Genomic DNA, 15915 nt, shown 5'->3' on the forward strand with positions numbered 1-15915 from the left:
GTCTATTCCGCGGCGCGGTCGCGCTGGGCGGCGCGCTCGGCCTCGGCGTCGAGCCAGGCGAGCCAGTGCTCCATGCCCTCGCCGGTGCGGGCCGAGAGGCGGATGACCTCGATCGCCGGGTTCACGCGGCGCAGGTTGGCTTCGTAGAGGTCGAGGTCCACGTCGCAGTGGGGGGCGAGGTCGGTCTTGTTGAGGACCGCGATCCGGGCGGCGGCGAACATGTCGGGGTATTTCAGCGGCTTGTCCTCCCCCTCTGTGACCGAGAGGATCGCGACCTTGGCGGCCTCGCCCAGGTCGAAGCCGGCGGGGCAGACGAGGTTGCCGACGTTCTCGATGAACAGGATCGCGCCGGCGGGCAGGGGCAGATGCTCCAGCGCGTGCTGGACCATGTGGGCGTCGAGATGGCAGCCCTTGCCGGTGTTGACCTGCACCGCCGGGGCGCCGGTGGCGCGGATGCGGTCGGCGTCGTTCGAGGTCTGCTGGTCGCCCTCGATCACCGCCACGTCGCGGGGGGCGGGGCGGGCGGAGAGGGCCTCGATGGTCTTCACCAGCAGCGTGGTCTTGCCCGAGCCGGGCGAGGAGACGAGGTTCAGCGCCAGCACCCCCAGCGCGCCCAGCAGGCGGCGGTTGACGGCGGCGTAGCCGTCGTTCTTGGCCAGCACGTCGGTCTCGATCTCGATCAGGCGGGCCTGGGACATGCCGGGGACCTCGACGCCCGCGGGGCCGTGGCCGAAGTGCAGGTCGCCGCCGGCGCGGGCGCCCTGAGGGTCGGGGCGGTGCACGTGGACCTCGGTCCCGCAGCCGCAGTCGGGGCCGTGGACGTGGTCATGCCCGTGATGGTGGTGGTGGCCGTGGTCGTGCCCATGCCCGTGGTCATGGGAATGGGAATGGCCTTCCAGCTTCGCGTCGCCGCATCCGCAGACGGTGCACATCACAGCGCCTCCATGTCCTTGATCCTCAGCTCGTCCCCGCCGGTGGCGATGACCTTCGTCCCCCCGCAGTCGGGGCAGGGGGCGAGCCGATCCTCGATCGTCACGTCCTTCAGGCAGTCGTAGCACCAGCCGCGGCCGGGAATGTCGATGAATTCCAGCGCCGCGCCCTCGGCGGGCGTGCCGCGCATGACCACGTCGAAGGCGAATTCCAGGGCCGGCTTCTCGACGCCCGAGAAGCGGCCGATCTCCAGCCGGATGCGGGAGATGCGCTCGACCGAGTGGCGGGCGGCCTGGTCGACCACCACCTCGCGGATGCCTTCGCAGAGCGACATTTCGTGCATCAGGGCGCCTCCGGTCCGCTCGGCGCCGGCGTCCCGTCCGTCTCCAGCACGACGGGGGCGCAGGGGTCGAGGATGGCGAGCAGCAGGTCCGCCCGGGCCTCGGCGTCCGGGCCGAGGGTGGCGAGGCTGCGCTCCAGCACGCCGCCGGGGGCGAGGAGGTGGTCGGTGGGCGTCACGCGGGCGAAGGCGCTCACGCGCCCGCCCTCGACGCGCGCCCTTACGGCATACAGGCCCCGGGCGGCCTCGACCAGCGCCTCGCCGCTCCGGGCGGCGGGGGGGAGGGGGCGCGCGGCGGGGCGGAGGGGGGCGTCGAGCTCGGCCGCGAGGTCGACCAGCCGCCCGATGGCGCGCCACAGCGGGCCGCGGCCGTGCAGGTCCTCGACCGCGCGCAGGGCCGGGTCGGCGGCGCGCCGGGCGGCGACGGAGTTCTCGACCGCCGCGGCGGGGTCGAAGGCCGTGACGGCGTCGACCAGCGGCAGCCGGACCGCCGCCTCGCCGGGGGCGAAGCGGGCGGCGAGGGCGGCGAGCACCGGGGCGACGCCGCGGGGGGAGCGCAGGAAAGCCAGCATCGCCTCGCCGGTCGCCGGGCAGGGGACGTCGCCGAAGAGCGCGCGGCGGATCAGGGGGCCGCCCTCGATCCGGTCGGCGGGCAGGGGCGCGGGCGCGAGGCCCAGCTTCGCCGGCCACAGGACCAGCAGGCGGGCGGCGTGGTCGCGCCGGATCTCGGCCCGGCGCGCCGCCTCGGACGCCGCGTCCTCGGGCAGGCCGAAGGCGCGGCGCGCGGCCTGCGCCTGCGCCCCCCCGCACAGCGCCAGCACGTCGGCGAGCAGGCGCGCCGCCTCCTCCGGCGCGCGGCCGAGCAGCAGGGGCTCGACCGCCAACTGCGGAGTGGGCCGGGCGCGGAGCCGGGGAGGGGCGGCGACGGGCATCGCGGTCAGCCCATGCCGCCGGTGATCAGGCCGCGGCGCGAGGGGGCGGCGAGGTCGGCGGCGCGGGCCGCGGCCGCCTCGGCCTCCGCCTCGGCGCGGGCTTCGGCGAGGGCGGTCTCCTGCACCTCCACCTCGCGAGCGGCGCGGATGTCGGCGGCGCGGTCCGTCTCGGCGGCGTTGGCGGGGTCGTGGATCGCCAGCAGCACCGCGCGCGCCACCTCGCGCGCCTGCTGCTGGGAGGAGAAATCCCCCATCGGCGAGAACAGCGAGCAGGCCCGGTAGGGGCCGGTCAGGGGGCGGGCGTTGCGGGTGAACTCGTAGTCGCCCGAGGCGAAGGCGCGGTCCTCCTTCTCGCCGGCCCTGAAGGCGGACCAGTCCTCGTCCGGGCCCGGAAGCTCGACGAGGTTCATGAACCAGGGCGAGATCAGCACGCCCAGCGGGCGGCCGTCGTGCAGGGCGAAGCCCACCGCCTCGATGTGCAGGGCGGCGTTGACCAGCGGCACGTCGCGCATGCGGGAGTGCCAGATCTCGCGGAAGTCGGCCTCGAGGTCCGCGGTGCGCGCCTCGATCCAGGCCTGGGCGGCGGCGGCCTCGGAGCCGGGGTCGGACTGCACCAGGAACTGCGCCTTGGGGGCGGAGCAGTTGGGGCAGACCCAGTCCTCAGGCAGATCGAGGAAGGCGGTGCCGGCGTCGATCAGGCGGGTCTCGTCGCCTTCCTCGGGGTCGTAGGGGGTCCAGCAGACCTTGCATTCCATGATCGCGCGGGCGGAGATCTTGTCCGCCGCGCCGAGGTAGGAGCCTTCGAAGCCGGTCATCGCAGGGTCTCCAGCACGTCGAGGATGCGCTCGGCCGAGTCCGCCAGGTCCTCCGGGGCGGCGAGGGCGGCCTCGGGGACGGTCGTCGCCTCGAACGTATCCAGGATCAGGACGTCCATGGCGTTGAAGAAGCGCACCCGCCACAGGCGCGGCAGGGCCGTCGCCTCGATCCGGCAGGCGCCGTAGCCGCGCGAGAGGATCGTGGTCGACCCCTCGCCGACGGCGGCGGCGAGGAAGTCGAGATCGCCCTCGGTGTGGGGCAGGAGGGTGAGGTTCACCACCTCCGGCGCGTCGTCCGCGGCGCGGGGGCGGGCGGAGAGGTCCTGCAGCTCGGTCAGGATCGAGAGGGCGTTGGCGAGATCGCCCGGCATCGGCGCCTTCAGCCCCAGCGCGGGGCGCACCGGATCGGCGGCGCGCGAGAGCGCGAGGGCGGGGATCGGGGCGACCTCGATCCGGTCCACGCCCACGCCCTTCAGCGCCCAGACGCCGGCGAAGACGCTTTCCTGCACCGCCACCGCGGGCACGCCGCGGATGCGGATCGAGACCTCGCCCTCCCCCAGCACGTCGGCGACGAAGGCGCGGTCGGCGGGGGGGAGGTCGGCGAGGTCGAAGCTCTGGCCCTCGCCGCCTTCGGCCGCGCGGGCGCAGGCGGCGGCGACGGCGCGCATCAGGGCTGCGCCCCGGGGCACGCGGGCGAGGTCGTCGACCTCGGGCGTGTGCTGGGAATAGGTGCGCATGCCCTGCGGCATGGCGGTGTACTGGAGCTCGTCGTCGGCCTGGAGCGGCTGCGAGCCGGGGCCGAAGCCCGTCGGGGGCAGGGTGAAGATGGAGCTGGACATGGGGAGGCCTCCGCCAGGTTCAGAGCGCCGCGCCGGCGGCGAGGATGCGGGGGATCGCGGTCATGTAGTCCGACCAGTCGCGCACGCGGGGCAGGCAGCCCTGCACCTGCCCGTCGCGCCAGAAGACGAGGTTGGGGGTCTTGTGGACCTCGGCCGCGAGCTTGGCGGCGGCCTCGGCGTCCGCGCCGGCCACGGCGCAGTCGAAGGCGCCCTGGAAGGCCTGGGCGAGCTCGGGGAGGATCACGGCGACGTCGGGCGTCTCGGGGTTCGGGCGGTCGGCGCCGGGCAGGAACAGGCAGTGCAGGCCCGGGCGCGCGGCCCAGTCGGCGAGCGCGGCGGCGTCCTCGACCAGCGGCATGCCGTGGTCGGAGATCAGGCGCGCGACCAGCGGATGCGCGATCCCGGCGGGCGCCACGGGGGCTTGGAAGGTCATGGCGGGGCCTCCTCAGGCGACGTCGCGGCCGGCGGCGAGCGCGGCGGCGAGATGGGGGGGAAGGGCGGGGCCGGAGGCCTCGAGATCTTCGAAGGCGTCGCCGAGGCCCCCGCCCAGCATGGCGGAGCGCAGGGCGGCGAGCGCGGCGGAGGTGCGCGCGGCCTGCTCGGGCGAGATCGCCTCGCGCGCGGCGCCGAGGAAGGTCAGGCACCACGCGCCCGGCTCGATCGGGCCGGTGAGGGAGAGGTCGATGGTCTCCTCGCGCCCGTCGGCGTCGACGGCGCGGGCGACGAGGCCGTCGCGCGAGAGGATGCGGAAGGGGACGCCGACGCACATCACGCGGTCTCCCCGACGGAGGGATGCGGCAGGGTGGAGGGCAGGAAGCGGTCGTCGCCGGTGCGGCAGGCGGCCTCGGCCGAGGGGCGGCCGCCCTCGTAGGCGTCCATGCGCAGGGCGGGGGCGGCGAGGGCGTCGGCCTGCGCGGCCTCGGGCGCAGGCTCGGGGCGGGGGTCGTGGCCCAGCGCGCGCAGGCGGTCGAGCGCGATGTCCAGCGCCTGGGGGATCCGGGCCGCGACGGCCGCGCGCAGGCCGCCGCCGTAGTCCTCCAGCTCCTCGGGCTGGCAGCCGATGAGGAGGACCGTGTCGGGGTAGCGGCCGGTGAACTGGGCGGCGGCCAGCACCTCCTGGAATCCGGTCTGGTGGAGCGACATCTTCTTGGCGCCCATGAAGGCGGGCACGTCGTCGCCCTCGACGATCTTCAGGGTTCCGGGGGGGAGGCCGTAGTCGACCGCGTCGAAGACGATCAGCGCCTCGGCGTCCTGGACGTGGTGGAGCAGGTAGAGGCCCTGGGTGCCGCCGTCGAGGAGCTGGACCTGCGGGCCGAAGGACCAGCCCTCGGCCAGGCGCTCGACGCAGCGGACCCCGAAGCCCTCGTCGGCCCACAGCACGTTGCCGATGCCCAGAACCAGCGTTCGCGGCGCCATGCGGTCGTCCTCCCCTTGGCTGCCGGGGCTGACGATCCCCGGTCTTGCTGGAAGGGAGGATACCGTTTCGGGCGGGGCGGGATCGCGAAAGGTCCAGATGTGGGCGATTGGGTGGAGATCCGCTTAAGCGTCAGAAATATATGAGAAATGCGGGAAGTGGATCCATCGCCGAATGAAAAGGCGATTTTCATGTGAGCCGAGAAACTGGAAAGAAACTGTCCAGTCGCGTCGGCGCGGCTTTCCGGCGAGCCGCGAATCTGGATGCGGCGCTGCCGATTCTCCGGGGGCGCAAACGGGAACGCGGGGCCCGGATCGCTCCGGGCCCCGCGCGGCCGTCCCGTGACCCGCGGGGGGAAACGGTCAGTCGGGGCGGTCGTCCTTGAAGGTCCGGTGGCCTGAGATCATCGTCGAGACGATGGACTGACGGCTCATGATGTCCTCGCGGATCGCCACGTAGATGTGGACGATCATGAAGATCACGATCCACCACATGCCCAGGTGGTGGACGGTGTGGACGACGTGGGAGTTGCCCCCCGCGAGGTCGAACACCCAGCCGAACATCGCGTAGAGGATCGAGCCGTGGCCGAGCCCCTCGGAGTAGAGGGCGAGGCCGGTGACGATCATGAAGCTGACGCCCAGCGTGATGAAGAAGAACATCGCGAGCTGCGCCAGCGGGTTGTGGCCGACGTATTTCTTCGGCTCGCGGGCCAGGAACAGGTACCAGCGGATCTCGAAGACCACCTCCCGCCACCAGTCGGCGCGCCAGATCGGCACGTAGAACAGCTGGCGGGCGTGATGGTTGCCGAAGATCGCCCAGTAGATCCGGCCGAGGAAGCCGACCGTCAGCACCAGGCCGGCGGCGAAATGGGCGAAGCGGATGTAGCCCATGACGAACTGGTGCGCCGCCTCCCCGATCTGCATCGAGGGCGGGGGCGAGCCGATGAAATAGCCCGTCAGGCACAGGATCATGATCGCCGCGGCGTTGATCCAGTGCCAGATCCGCACCGGCGCCTCGTAGACGTAGACGCTGGTCTGGACCGAGGCCTGGGCGGCCTCGTGCGGGCTCAGGTCGTGCAGGCCGTGAGGGGACGGGGCGGTGAGGTCGTCGCGCATGGTCCCGCCCTCATCGCCCGCGCGCCAGCAGCGCGATCGAGACGGTCAGCGCGGCGACCAGCCCGATCCACAGCAGCGTCTCGGGTCCGTGGAGATGGTCCCAGGCGGCGCCGTGGCCGGGATGGGCGGCGACGGACGCGGGGACCGTCCCCACCGCCGCCGCCCCGGCGAGCGCCGCGCCCCAGGCCGCGGTCTTGGTCTTGAAGCGTTTCATCCGGGCGTCCTCCCTCAGCGAACCTTCACGGTGGTCAGCTCCTGACCATCGGGGCTCATGACGTGGGTCGAGCACGCGAGGCAGGGGTCGAAGCTGTGCAGGGTGCGCAGGATCTCGACCGGCTCCTCGGGCCGCTCCATCTTGGTGTTCATCAGCGAGGCCTCGAAGGCGCCGATGTTGCCCTGCGTGTCGCGGGGGCTGCCGTTCCAGGTGGTCGGGACCACGCACTGGTAGTTCTCGATCCGGCCGTCCTTGACCTTGATCCAGTGGCCCAGCGCGCCGCGGGGCGCCTCGGTCATGCCCACGCCCTTGGCCTCCTTCGGCCAGGTCTTGGGATCCCACTTGGCGACGTTCGCGGTGCTCTCGTCGCCGTTCTTGATGTTCGCGATCAGCTTCTGGAGGAAGTGCTTCTGGAGGCGGCCGCAGTATTCGGACTCCAGCGCGCGCGCCGCGGTGCGGCCCAGCGTGGAGAAGATCGCCTCCAGCGGCAGGTCGAGCGCGCCGAGCAGCCCGTCGACCTGGTTCTTGATGTCCTCGTGCCCCTGGGCGTAGCCGACGACGTAGCGGGCGAGCGGGCCCACCTCCATCGCGTGACCCCGCCAGCGGGGCGCCTTGATCCAGGAGTACTTGGCCGCCTCGTCGATCTCCTCGATCGAGGTGCGGGTGCCCTTGGCGTTGGGGCCCAGCTCGAACTTCGGCGAGGTCTCGCCGTCCCAGGGGTGCAGGCCGCGGCCCTTCTCGGCGTATTCGTACCAGGAGTGGTCGACGAACTCCTGCACCTGCTCGGGGTCGCGGACGTCGACCTCGTGGACCTCGTTCAGGTTCCCGTTGATGATCGCCCCACGCGGCAGATGCAGCTGGCCAGCGGAAAAATCGTTGGCGTGCTCGGGGATGTCCCCGTAGGCCATCACCGCCTGGCTGGAGAGCCCGCCGCCGTAGAGCCAGGTCTTGTAGAAGGACCCAATGGCGACGACGTCCGGGATGTAGACGTTCTGCACGAAGTCGTAGGTCTGGTCGATGATCGAGCTGACGTGGTTCAGCTGGGTCATGTTGATCGCCCCGACCGCGCCCGTGGAGTGGACGTTGATCGGGCAGGGCACGCCCCCCACCAGCCAGTTGGGGTGCGGGTTCTTGCCTCCGAAGATCGTGTGGATCTTCACGATCTCCTTCTGCAGGTCCAGCGCCTCTAGGTAGTGGGTCGTCGCCATCAGGTCCGCCTCGGGCGGCAGCCGGTAGGCGGGGTTCGACCAGTAGCCGTTGGCGAAGATGCCCAGCTGGCCGGATTCGACGAACTTCTTCAGCCGGTTCTGCACGTCCCGGAAATATCCCGGAGAGCTCATCGGGTGGTTCGGCCCCACCGTCTGCTGCAGCTCGGAGGTCGCCTTGGGGTCCGCCTTCAGCGCGTTGACCGGGTTCACCCAGTCCAGCGCGTGCAGGTGGTAGAAGTGGACCACATGGTCGTGGATCTCCAGCGCCAGCTGCATCAGGTTGCGGATCGAGTTGGCGTTGTCGGGGATCGCGATCCCCAGCGCATCCTCGACCGCGCGCACGGAGGTCAGGGCGTGCGTGCCGGTGCACACGCCGCAGATCCGCTCGGTGAAGGCCCAGGCGTCGCGGGGGTCGCGGCCCTTGAGGATTACCTCCAGCCCGCGCCACATGGTGCCGGTGGAGACGGCGTTGCGGATCACGCCCTGGTCGTCGACGTTCACCTCGCAGCGCATGTGGCCCTCGATGCGGGTCACGGGGTCCACGACGATGCGCTTGCCGGTGGCGTCGAGGTCGAAGCCGTTCGGGGTCATGTTCATGGCTTATGCGTCCTCTCGCGCCCGGCTCTCGGCGCTGGGCCGGCTCTGGCTTTTCTTCTGGGCGGCCTTGAGGGCCGAGACGGCGGCGTGGACCGCGACGCCCGCGCCGACCACGCCGGCGGCGGCCATCCCCACCTGGTCGGCGTTGGACTCCGCCCCGAACTGGGTCAGGTCGGTCACTCGGTCGTAGAACGAGCCCTGGTCCCAGAACCCGTCCTCAGAGCAGCCGATGCAGCCGTGGCCGGCCTGGATGGGGAAGCTCAGCCCCTCGTTCCAGCGCACGGTCGAGCAGGCGTTGTAGGTGGTCGGGCCCTTGCAGCCCATCTTGTAGAGGCAATAGCCCTTGCGCGCGTTCTCGTCGTCCCAGGCCTCGACGAACTGGCCGGCGTCGAAGTGGGGCCGGCGGTAGCATTTGTCGTGGATGCGCTGGCCGTAGAACATCGCCGGCCGCCCCTGGCGGTCGAGCTCGGGCAGCCGGTCGAAGGTCAGCATGTAGGTGATCACGCCGGTCATCACCTCGGCGATAGGCGGGCAGCCCGGGACCTTGATGATCGGCTTGTCGGTGATGACCTTGTGCACCGGCGTCGCCTGGGTGGGGTTGGGCTTCGCCGCCTGTACGCAGCCGTAGGAGGCGCAGGCCCCCCAGGAAATGATCGCCTTGGCGTCCTTGGCGGCATGGCGGAGCTGCTCGACGAAGGGTTTTCCTCCGACGATGCAGAACATCCCGTCCTCGTTCAGCGGCGGGTTGCCCTCGACCGCGAGGATGTAGTTGCCCTTGTATTTCCGGATGGTCTCTTCGAGGGCCGCCTCGGCGTGGTGGCCGGCGGCGGCCATCAGCGTGTGGCTGTAGTCCAGCGAGATCATCGACAGGACCACGTCTTTCGCCAGCGGATGCGCGCCGCGGATGAAGGACTCCGAGCAGCAGGTGCACTCCAGCCCGTTCACCCAGATCACCGGGGTGCGGGGCTTGGTCTCCATGGCGTGGGCGATCTTCGGGACGAAGGCCGGCCCGAGGCCGAGCGCCGAGGCGGTCAGCGAGCAGTACTTGATGAAGCTGCGCCGGGTGATCCCCTGCTTGCGCATGACCTCGTAGAAGGTCTCGATCGGTTCCAAGGCGCCCTCCCCAGGCTGCTGCCGCGCTTTGCGGCGGTTTCGCATGCCGATGAATGCAGGGGCGGGAGGGGGCGATTCAACGCGATGACGACACAATCTCAGGCCGGCCGTGCGGGGTCGGTTCTTGCAGGCCGGTCAAGGGGTTGAGGGGCGAGGAGGGCGTGGGGGCGCCGGTCGCGTCGTGACCGGAGGGGCGCCGCGGGTGGTCAGCCGCTTTCCGATCCGCCGTCCGCGGCCCGGGCCATGGCGACCAGCGCCTGCCCGAAAGCGAGTCCCCCGTCGTTGGCCGGGACCGCCCGGTGGACCATCAGCGGCAGGCCCTCGAGCGCCTTCGCGGTCAGCTCCAGCAGCAGGGCGTTCTGGAAGCAGCCGCCGGTGAGGGCGACGGCGCAGGCCCGTCCGCTCTCCACCAGTTCTCGGGCCGGCGCGGCGAAGGCGCGGGCGAGGCCCGCGTGGAAGCGCATGGCCATGGCCGCGGGGGAGGCGGCGGTTTCGCGGTCGCCCAGCCACGCCTCGAACATCGGGGCGGGGTCGATCCGGGCGTCGGCCAGGGCGAAGGGGTAGGGCCGTGCGGCCTCGGCGGGGGTGCGGCGGGCGAGCGCTTCGAGGCGCATGGCGGCCTCGCCCTCGTAGGACTGGGCGCCCTCGACCAGCCCCAGCGCGGCGGCGAACGCGTCGAAGAGGCGGCCGGCGGAGGAGGAGAGGGGGGCGTTCACGCCCCTGGCGGCCGCCTGGCGGAGGAGGGCGATCGGGTGGGCGGAGAGGAGGTCATCGGCGACGTCCTCCATCCCCGCCTGGTCGAGGCGCATCAGCAGGTTCCGCCACGGCTCGCGCTGGGCGCCGTCGCCGCCGGGGAGGGGGGCGGGGCGCAGGTGGGCGATGCGCTCGGCGTGGCGGTAGCCGCCGAGCAGGATCTCTCCGCCCCAGACCGTGCCGTCCTCGCCCAGGCCCAGGCCGTCGAGGACGATGCCGGCCACCGGCGGGCCGTCGAGCGGGTGGGCGTTCTCGCCCAGGCATGCGGCGAGGTGGGCGTGGTGGTGCTGGATTTCCGCGAGAGGGAGGGCGGCGGCCTCGGCCCGCGCGGCGGCGTGGCGGGAGGCGCGGAAGTCCGGGTGCCGGTCGCAGGCGACCAGGGCGGGGCGATGGTCGAAGAGGGCGGCGTGGTCGGCGTCGGCCTTGAGGAATTCGTCCCAGGTCAGGGCGTCGTCGAGGTCGCCGAGGTGGTGGCTCAGCAGCGCCTGGCCGTTCTTGGTCAGGCAGATCGCGGATTTGAGCTGGCCGCCGTAGGCGACGGTCTGGGGGGCGCGTTCGAAACCGGGGGGGAGGGGGAGCGTGCCGGGCGCGCGGCCTCGGGCGCGGCGCAGGGTCATGGGGCCGAGCGCGGTCAGCGTCGCGACCCCGTCGTCGAGGCGGCGGGCGATCTCGCGGTCATGGAGCAGGAAGGCGTCGGCGATGGCGCCCAGCGTCGTGCGCGCCTCGTCGTCGCCGATCGCCTGGGGCTCGCCGGAGAGGTTGCCCGACGTCATCACCAGCGGGCCGTCGAAGGCGTCGAGCAGGAGGTGGTGGAGGGGCGTGGCGGGGAGCATCCAGCCGAGGCTCGACATGCCCGGCGCGACGGCCTCGGGCAGGGGCGTCAGGGTGCCGCCGAGGATCGAGAGGAGGACGACGGGGGCCGCGGGGTCCAGCAGCAGCTCGGCTTCGGGGTCGGAGACGTGGCTGTGGCGGCGGACGGTCTCCAGCGGGGCCATCAGGGCGAAGGGTTTGGCGGGGCGGCGTTTGCGGGCGCGCAGCGTGGCGAGGGCCTGCGCGTTGGTCGCGTCGCAGGCGAGGTGGAAGCCGCCCAGCGCCTTGATGGCGACGATGCGGCCCTCGCGCAGGAGGCGGGCGGTCTCGGCGATGGGGTCGCCCGGGACCTCGGCGCCTTCGGCTTCCAGCGTCAGGCGGGGGCCGCACGCGGGGCAGGCGATGGGCTGGGCGTGGAAGCGGCGGTCGGCGGGGTCCTCGTATTCCGCGCGGCAGGCGGCGCACATCGGGAAGGCGGCCATGGTGGTCTTGGCGCGGTCGTAGGGGAGCGACTTCAGGATCGTGAAACGCGGGCCGCAGTGGGTGCAGTTGGTGAAGGCGTAGCCCTGGCGGCGGCCGGGAGAGCGGATCTCGTCCAGGCAGGCGGGGCAGGTGGCGGCGTCGGGGGCAACGCGGGTCTCGGCCCCGGCGCCCCGGCTGGGGGCGATGCGAAAGTCGGCGGGCGGGGCCGCGAACGCGTGGGGGGCGCTTTCGACGGCGTCGACGCGGGCCAGCGGCGGGGCCTCGGCGCGCAGGGCGGTCTCGAAGGCGTCGAGGGCGGGGCCCGTGGCGAGGATCAGGACGCCTTCGGGGTCGTTCAGGACCTCGCCGACGATCCCCATCCGGCGGGCGAGCTGCCACACGAACGGGCGGAAGCCGACGCCCTGGACCTGGCCGCGGACGCGGATGCGGCGGGCGTCAGGCATGTCAGTGGACCGTGCAGACCATGCAGGGGTCGAAGCTGCGCACCACGTGCTGGACGGCCAGCGGCGTGGGCTGGTCGGCGGGGGCGGCGGCGCCGACGAGGGCGGCCTCGCACGGGCCCGGTGTGCCGGAGGCGTCGCGCGGCGAGAAATTCCAGGTGGTGGGGGCGACGATCTGGTAGCCGGCGATGCGGCCGTCCTCGACCCGGATCCAGTGGCCCAGCGCGCCGCGGGCGGCCTCGACGAGGCCGGCGCCGCGACCCTCGGACGGCAGGCGGACGTGGCGCATGTAAGGGGCGGCGGGGTCGAGGCGGCGGGCCCAGTCCTCGAGCAGCAGCTGGGTCAGGGCGATCTCGAGCAGGCGGCCGGCGACGCGGGCGTGGACGTCGCCGCCGCGAGCGGCGAGGGCGCGCGCCAGCGGGTGGCCGTGGACGGCCTGGCGGGCGAGGGCGCCGGTCTCGTAGGGGAGGCCCGACAGGCGGGGCGCCTTGCACCAGGAATAGGCGCTTTCGCGCATCTCCTCGTCGGGGGCGGTGTCGCCGTCGAACGGGTGGGCGGGGGCGCCGAGCATCCAGGCGTGGGAGGTGTCCTCGAGGATCTGCGCGGGGTCGAGGGTGGCCGGGCCCTCGGGCGTCCAGGTTCCGCGGGCGAAGGCGGGGCCGCCGGGGCCGGGGTAGGCGCCGAAGCTCAGGAAGCGGCCGGCGCCGCGGCCGAGGGTGGCGAGGGAAAGGTCCTCGGCGATTTCCAGGAACAGGGCGGCGTCGCCGGTGGACCAGGCTGCGAGGGCCTCGGGGGTGGAGAGGGCGGCGAAATCCTCCAGCGGGGCGCCGAAGAGGTGGGTTTCGAGGTAGCGGCGGAAGGCGCGCAGGTCGGCCTCGATGCGCACGCGGTCGCGCAGGGTCGGCGCGCGGGTGGCGCCGCCGGGCTGGATGGCCAGCGTGTGGGGCCACTTGCCGCCGAGGAGGCCGACGATGTGGAGGAGGCGGGCGCGGGCCTCGATCGCGGCGCGCACGGCCCCGCCCCGGGCGGCGGTGAAGCGCTCGACCGCGCGGGCGTGCCAGGGGCGGCCGGCGTATTCCGGACGCGCGAAGTCCGGCATGAAGAAGACGTTGAAGTGGGTGAGGTGGTCCGAGACGTTCTCGACCGCGTGCAGCAGGCGGGTGGCCTGGGCGCCCATGGGGGCGGGCTCGGCGCCGGCGAGGTCGGCCAGCGCCAGGGCGGCGGCGGCGGACTGGCTGATCGAGCAGATGCCGCAGATGCGGGGCGTGATGGTCAGCGCGTCGCGCGGGTCCTTGCCGATCAGCATCCGCTCGAACCCCCGGTAGAGGGGGGAGTTCACGCGGGCGGCGGTCACCCGGCCATCGGCGATGTCGAGCGCGATCTCCAAGTCGCCCTCGACCCGGTTGAACGGTCCGGCGATCAGGGTGGTCACGGCTTGCGGCCCCGCAGGGTGGGGGGCGCGACCACGCGGTCGGCGGTGGCGTTGGCGGCGATGCGCTTCGGCGTGGCGGCCTTCGACAGCGACGCCAGCGCCATGAACCAGGCCTTGGGCATGTCCGAGGGCAGGCCGACGGGGATGCCGGCGACCTTCGGCGTCTCGGTGAAGGCGTGGCGGGGCTCCTCGAACTCAGGCGCCGTGCAGGCGATGCAGGGGTAGCCGCCCGAGGTGCAGGAGCCCAGCCCGTTCCAGGGGCGGATGTTGCAGTCGCCGACGGCCTGCGTGCCGACGCAGCCCAGGTGCTCCATCATGCAGCCGAGATCGGAGAGGGTCTCGGCCGAGGCCTTGTACTCGTAGAACTCGTTGCGCGAGCAGCCGTGGTGGACGAGATGCTCGGCGTAGAAGAGCGGGCGGGCGAGCGCGTCGAGGTCGGCCTCGGTCAGGGCGTCTTCGGCGAGCATCATCAGCGTCTCGGTCACCCAGTCGGGATGGGTGGGGCAGCCGGCGACGTTGATCACCGGCAGGCCGCCGCGGGCGCGGAAGTCGGCGGGCAGGATGCCGCCCTTCAGGCGCCCCTCGTACTGCAGGCCCGCGGAGTCGGAGGGATTGTCGCCCGCGGTGGTCATGCCGCCGTAGGTGGCGCAGGTGCCGACGGCGACGACGTGGCGGGCGAGGGCCGAAAGCTCCCGCACCCAGTCGAGCATCGGGCGGCCGGTGCCCGCCAGCATGTGATATCGCCCGGTGCCGCGGGGCCCGCGGGGGACCGCGCCCTCGACGCACAGGATGTCGAGCGGGACGGCGCCCGAGGCGACGTCGGCCAGCAGCGCGCGCACCTCGTGCCCCGAGGCCTGGCTGACGGTGGGGTGCCACAGCAGGTCGATGCCGGCGCCCTCCAGCAGGTCGAGCGCATTGGGGCTTTCGGCGCAGAGCAGCGACATGGTGCAGCCGCCGCAGCCGGCGGACTGGAGCCAGAGCAGGTTCATGCGGGGTCTCCGCCGGGGGTCGGGGGCGCGTCGGCGACGTCGGCGCGCGCGGGCAGGTCGAGGCGGAAGCGGGCGCCGGTCTCGGAGGGCTCCAGCGACAGGCGCCCGCCATGCTCCTCGGCGATCTTGGCCGAGATGGCGAGGCCGAGCCCGGTGCCCTTGCCCACCGGCTTTGTGGTGAAGAACGGGTCGAAGATGGCGTGGTGGAGGTCCTCGGGCACGCCGGGGCCGTCGTCCGCGACCTCGAGCACGGCGCGGTCGTTATCGGCCCGCACGCTGACCCGCACGGCGCCGTCGCCGGCGGCGTCGTAGGCGTTCTGCACGAGGTTCATCACCACCTGCTGGATATGGCCCGCGCGGCCCAGGGCCGGGACGGGGCCGTCGGCCTCGAACCGCGCGCCCGCGCCCTCGCGCACGCCGCGCTCCACCCAGGCGACGGCGGTGCGGGCGGTGTCGGCGAGGTCGAAGATCGCCCGCTCGCCCGCCCCGTCGGCCGAGAGGCGGCGCAGGTCGGCGACGATGTCGCGGACCCGCTCGGCCCCCTCCCGCGCGCCTTGGATGGCGGAGCGGAGGTTGCGCAGCTCCCGGTCCAGCTTCAGCTCGGCGCGCAGCGCGATCAGCTCCTCGCGCCCGGCGCCGGCCTGCACGCGGTCGAAATAGGTCTCGAAGCGGGTGGCGTATTTCTCGAGCGCGTGGGCGTTGGCGTAGACGAAGCTGATGGGGTTGTTGAGCTCATGCGCGACGCCCGCCAGCAGGCGGCCCAGCGAGGCGAGCTTTTCGGAACGGACCAGGTGGGCCTGGGTGAGCTGCATCTGGCGGTGGGAGTCCTCGAGTTCCGCGTAGGCGCGGCGGAGCTCTCCCAGGGGCCGGCCGGTCAGGACCGCGCCGACGCCGCGGCCGCGTTCGTCGAGGCGGGGGGTGACCGAGAATTCGAAGGGGGCGGGGCCCTCGGGCGTGGCGAGGTCGGCCTCGACCGTGTCGGGGCGGCGGGCGGCGATCACCTGGGCCACGACCTGCATCAGGGGGGCGCCGGCGGCCTCGGGCAGCAGGTCGGCGAGCGGGCGGCCCAGCGTCGCCTCCCGGCTGCGGCCCAGCAGGGGGCCGAGCGAGCGGCTCGCCTCCTCGACCCGGCCCTCGCGGTCGACCACGATCAGCGCGTCGGAGACCGAGCCGAGGACGGATTCCATGAACCGGCGCAGCATCGCCATCTCGGCGTTCTGACGCTCGAGCTGCTCCTGGTAGTCCACCAGTTCCGCATAGGTCCGGTCGACCGCCTGGAGCACGTCCATCCAGGCCGCGTCGGTCAGACCGGCGGCTCCCGCTTCGGGGCCCTGGGACGATGCGCCGACCATGCCGATCCTCCTTGGCGCAGAGCCTAGCGCCGCGGGGGGCGGCGGGGAAGGGAGGGCGGGTGCGCGCAATTCGCCTCATTGCAAGGCGGCGTTTGCGCAACATTATTGCGCGGAGATGCGAGCCGACCGGAGGTCAGGG

At 73.0% G+C, this 15915-nt stretch carries 16 protein-coding genes; all 16 read right to left on the minus strand.

What is annotated here, in order from left to right:
• Window positions 1–2 precede the first annotated feature (2 nt).
• The gene (gene hypB, locus P2H44_RS24020) at window positions 3–932 is read right to left on the minus strand and encodes a hydrogenase nickel incorporation protein HypB (protein ID WP_275767821.1); all 930 of its coding nucleotides are present in this window, start codon (window positions 930–932) and stop codon (window positions 3–5) included.
• Window positions 932–1273, minus strand: a complete 342-nt coding sequence (gene hypA / locus P2H44_RS24025) for a hydrogenase maturation nickel metallochaperone HypA (protein ID WP_275767823.1) — start codon at window positions 1271–1273, stop codon at window positions 932–934. Before hypA ends, hypB begins: the two co-directional genes overlap by 1 nt.
• Window positions 1273–2154, minus strand: coding sequence for a hypothetical protein (locus P2H44_RS24030; RefSeq protein ID WP_275767825.1), 882 nt, complete (start codon window positions 2152–2154; stop codon window positions 1273–1275). Before P2H44_RS24030 ends, hypA begins: the two co-directional genes overlap by 1 nt.
• 53 nt (window positions 2155–2207) lie before the next feature.
• Window positions 2208–3017 (minus strand): [NiFe]-hydrogenase assembly chaperone HybE, encoded by an 810-nt coding sequence (hybE, locus tag P2H44_RS24035; RefSeq protein ID WP_275767827.1) that lies wholly within the window; start codon window positions 3015–3017, stop codon window positions 2208–2210.
• Window positions 3014–3856, minus strand: a complete 843-nt coding sequence (locus tag P2H44_RS24040) for a hydrogenase expression/formation protein (RefSeq protein ID WP_275767829.1) — start codon at window positions 3854–3856, stop codon at window positions 3014–3016. Before P2H44_RS24040 ends, hybE begins: the two co-directional genes overlap by 4 nt.
• A 19-nt stretch (window positions 3857–3875) precedes the next feature.
• Window positions 3876–4289, minus strand: a complete 414-nt coding sequence (locus P2H44_RS24045) for a thioredoxin domain-containing protein (RefSeq protein ID WP_275767831.1) — start codon at window positions 4287–4289, stop codon at window positions 3876–3878.
• Between the two features lie 12 nt (window positions 4290–4301).
• Entirely contained in the window at window positions 4302–4625 is a 324-nt protein-coding gene (gene hypC, locus P2H44_RS24050; protein ID WP_275767833.1) for a HypC/HybG/HupF family hydrogenase formation chaperone, read from the minus strand.
• Window positions 4625–5272 carry a HyaD/HybD family hydrogenase maturation endopeptidase gene (locus P2H44_RS24055; RefSeq protein WP_275767835.1) on the minus strand — a complete coding sequence of 216 codons (648 nt, stop codon included), beginning with the start codon at window positions 5270–5272 and terminating at the stop codon, window positions 4625–4627. Before P2H44_RS24055 ends, hypC begins: the two co-directional genes overlap by 1 nt.
• Before the next feature lie 360 nt (window positions 5273–5632).
• Window positions 5633–6385 carry a Ni/Fe-hydrogenase, b-type cytochrome subunit gene (gene cybH / locus P2H44_RS24060; protein ID WP_275767836.1) on the minus strand — a complete coding sequence of 251 codons (753 nt, stop codon included), beginning with the start codon at window positions 6383–6385 and terminating at the stop codon, window positions 5633–5635.
• Between the two features lie 10 nt (window positions 6386–6395).
• Window positions 6396–6599 (minus strand): hypothetical protein, encoded by a 204-nt coding sequence (locus P2H44_RS24065; protein ID WP_275767838.1) that lies wholly within the window; start codon window positions 6597–6599, stop codon window positions 6396–6398.
• Window positions 6600–6613: 14 nt separating this feature from the next.
• A complete protein-coding gene (locus P2H44_RS24070; RefSeq protein WP_275767840.1) occupies window positions 6614–8404 on the minus strand; it encodes a nickel-dependent hydrogenase large subunit in 1791 nt (596 codons plus the stop codon).
• A gap of 3 nt (window positions 8405–8407) precedes the next feature.
• Window positions 8408–9517 (minus strand): hydrogenase small subunit, encoded by a 1110-nt coding sequence (locus P2H44_RS24075; protein ID WP_275767841.1) that lies wholly within the window; start codon window positions 9515–9517, stop codon window positions 8408–8410.
• Between the two features lie 206 nt (window positions 9518–9723).
• The gene (hypF, locus tag P2H44_RS24080) at window positions 9724–12006 is read right to left on the minus strand and encodes a carbamoyltransferase HypF (protein ID WP_275767842.1); all 2283 of its coding nucleotides are present in this window, start codon (window positions 12004–12006) and stop codon (window positions 9724–9726) included.
• 1 nt (window position 12007) lies between these two features.
• Window positions 12008–13435, minus strand: a complete 1428-nt coding sequence (locus tag P2H44_RS24085; protein ID WP_275767844.1) for a nickel-dependent hydrogenase large subunit — start codon at window positions 13433–13435, stop codon at window positions 12008–12010.
• Window positions 13432–14424 (minus strand): NADH-quinone oxidoreductase subunit B family protein, encoded by a 993-nt coding sequence (locus tag P2H44_RS24090; RefSeq protein ID WP_275767846.1) that lies wholly within the window; start codon window positions 14422–14424, stop codon window positions 13432–13434. The genes P2H44_RS24085 and P2H44_RS24090 overlap by 4 nt, the downstream gene beginning before the upstream one ends.
• A complete protein-coding gene (locus P2H44_RS24095; protein ID WP_275767848.1) occupies window positions 14421–15776 on the minus strand; it encodes a sensor histidine kinase in 1356 nt (451 codons plus the stop codon). The genes P2H44_RS24090 and P2H44_RS24095 overlap by 4 nt, the downstream gene beginning before the upstream one ends.
• Between the last annotated feature and the right edge of the window lie 139 nt (window positions 15777–15915).

The organism is Albimonas marina (assembly GCF_029223255.1).
GTDB lineage: Bacteria > Pseudomonadota > Alphaproteobacteria > Rhodobacterales > Rhodobacteraceae > Albimonas.

Bases quoted from the DNA above. Each gene is read 5' to 3' on its own strand.
- P2H44_RS24090 (WP_275767846.1), bottom strand. From the start codon at position 14,424: ATGAACCTGCTCTGGCTCCAGTCCGCCGGCTGCGGCGGCTGCACCATG.
- P2H44_RS24055 (WP_275767835.1), bottom strand. From the start codon at position 5,272: ATGGCGCCGCGAACGCTGGTTCTGGGCATCGGCAACGTGCTGTGGGCC.
- hypB (WP_275767821.1), bottom strand. From the start codon at position 932: ATGTGCACCGTCTGCGGATGCGGCGACGCGAAGCTGGAAGGCCATTCC.
- hypF (WP_275767842.1), bottom strand. From the start codon at position 12,006: ATGCCTGACGCCCGCCGCATCCGCGTCCGCGGCCAGGTCCAGGGCGTC.
- P2H44_RS24070 (WP_275767840.1), bottom strand. From the start codon at position 8,404: ATGAACATGACCCCGAACGGCTTCGACCTCGACGCCACCGGCAAGCGC.
- hypA (WP_275767823.1), bottom strand. From the start codon at position 1,273: ATGCACGAAATGTCGCTCTGCGAAGGCATCCGCGAGGTGGTGGTCGAC.
- P2H44_RS24095 (WP_275767848.1), bottom strand. From the start codon at position 15,776: ATGGTCGGCGCATCGTCCCAGGGCCCCGAAGCGGGAGCCGCCGGTCTG.
- cybH (WP_275767836.1), bottom strand. From the start codon at position 6,385: ATGCGCGACGACCTCACCGCCCCGTCCCCTCACGGCCTGCACGACCTG.
- P2H44_RS24040 (WP_275767829.1), bottom strand. From the start codon at position 3,856: ATGTCCAGCTCCATCTTCACCCTGCCCCCGACGGGCTTCGGCCCCGGC.
- hypC (WP_275767833.1), bottom strand. From the start codon at position 4,625: ATGTGCGTCGGCGTCCCCTTCCGCATCCTCTCGCGCGACGGCCTCGTC.
- P2H44_RS24065 (WP_275767838.1), bottom strand. From the start codon at position 6,599: ATGAAACGCTTCAAGACCAAGACCGCGGCCTGGGGCGCGGCGCTCGCC.
- hybE (WP_275767827.1), bottom strand. From the start codon at position 3,017: ATGACCGGCTTCGAAGGCTCCTACCTCGGCGCGGCGGACAAGATCTCC.
- P2H44_RS24045 (WP_275767831.1), bottom strand. From the start codon at position 4,289: ATGACCTTCCAAGCCCCCGTGGCGCCCGCCGGGATCGCGCATCCGCTG.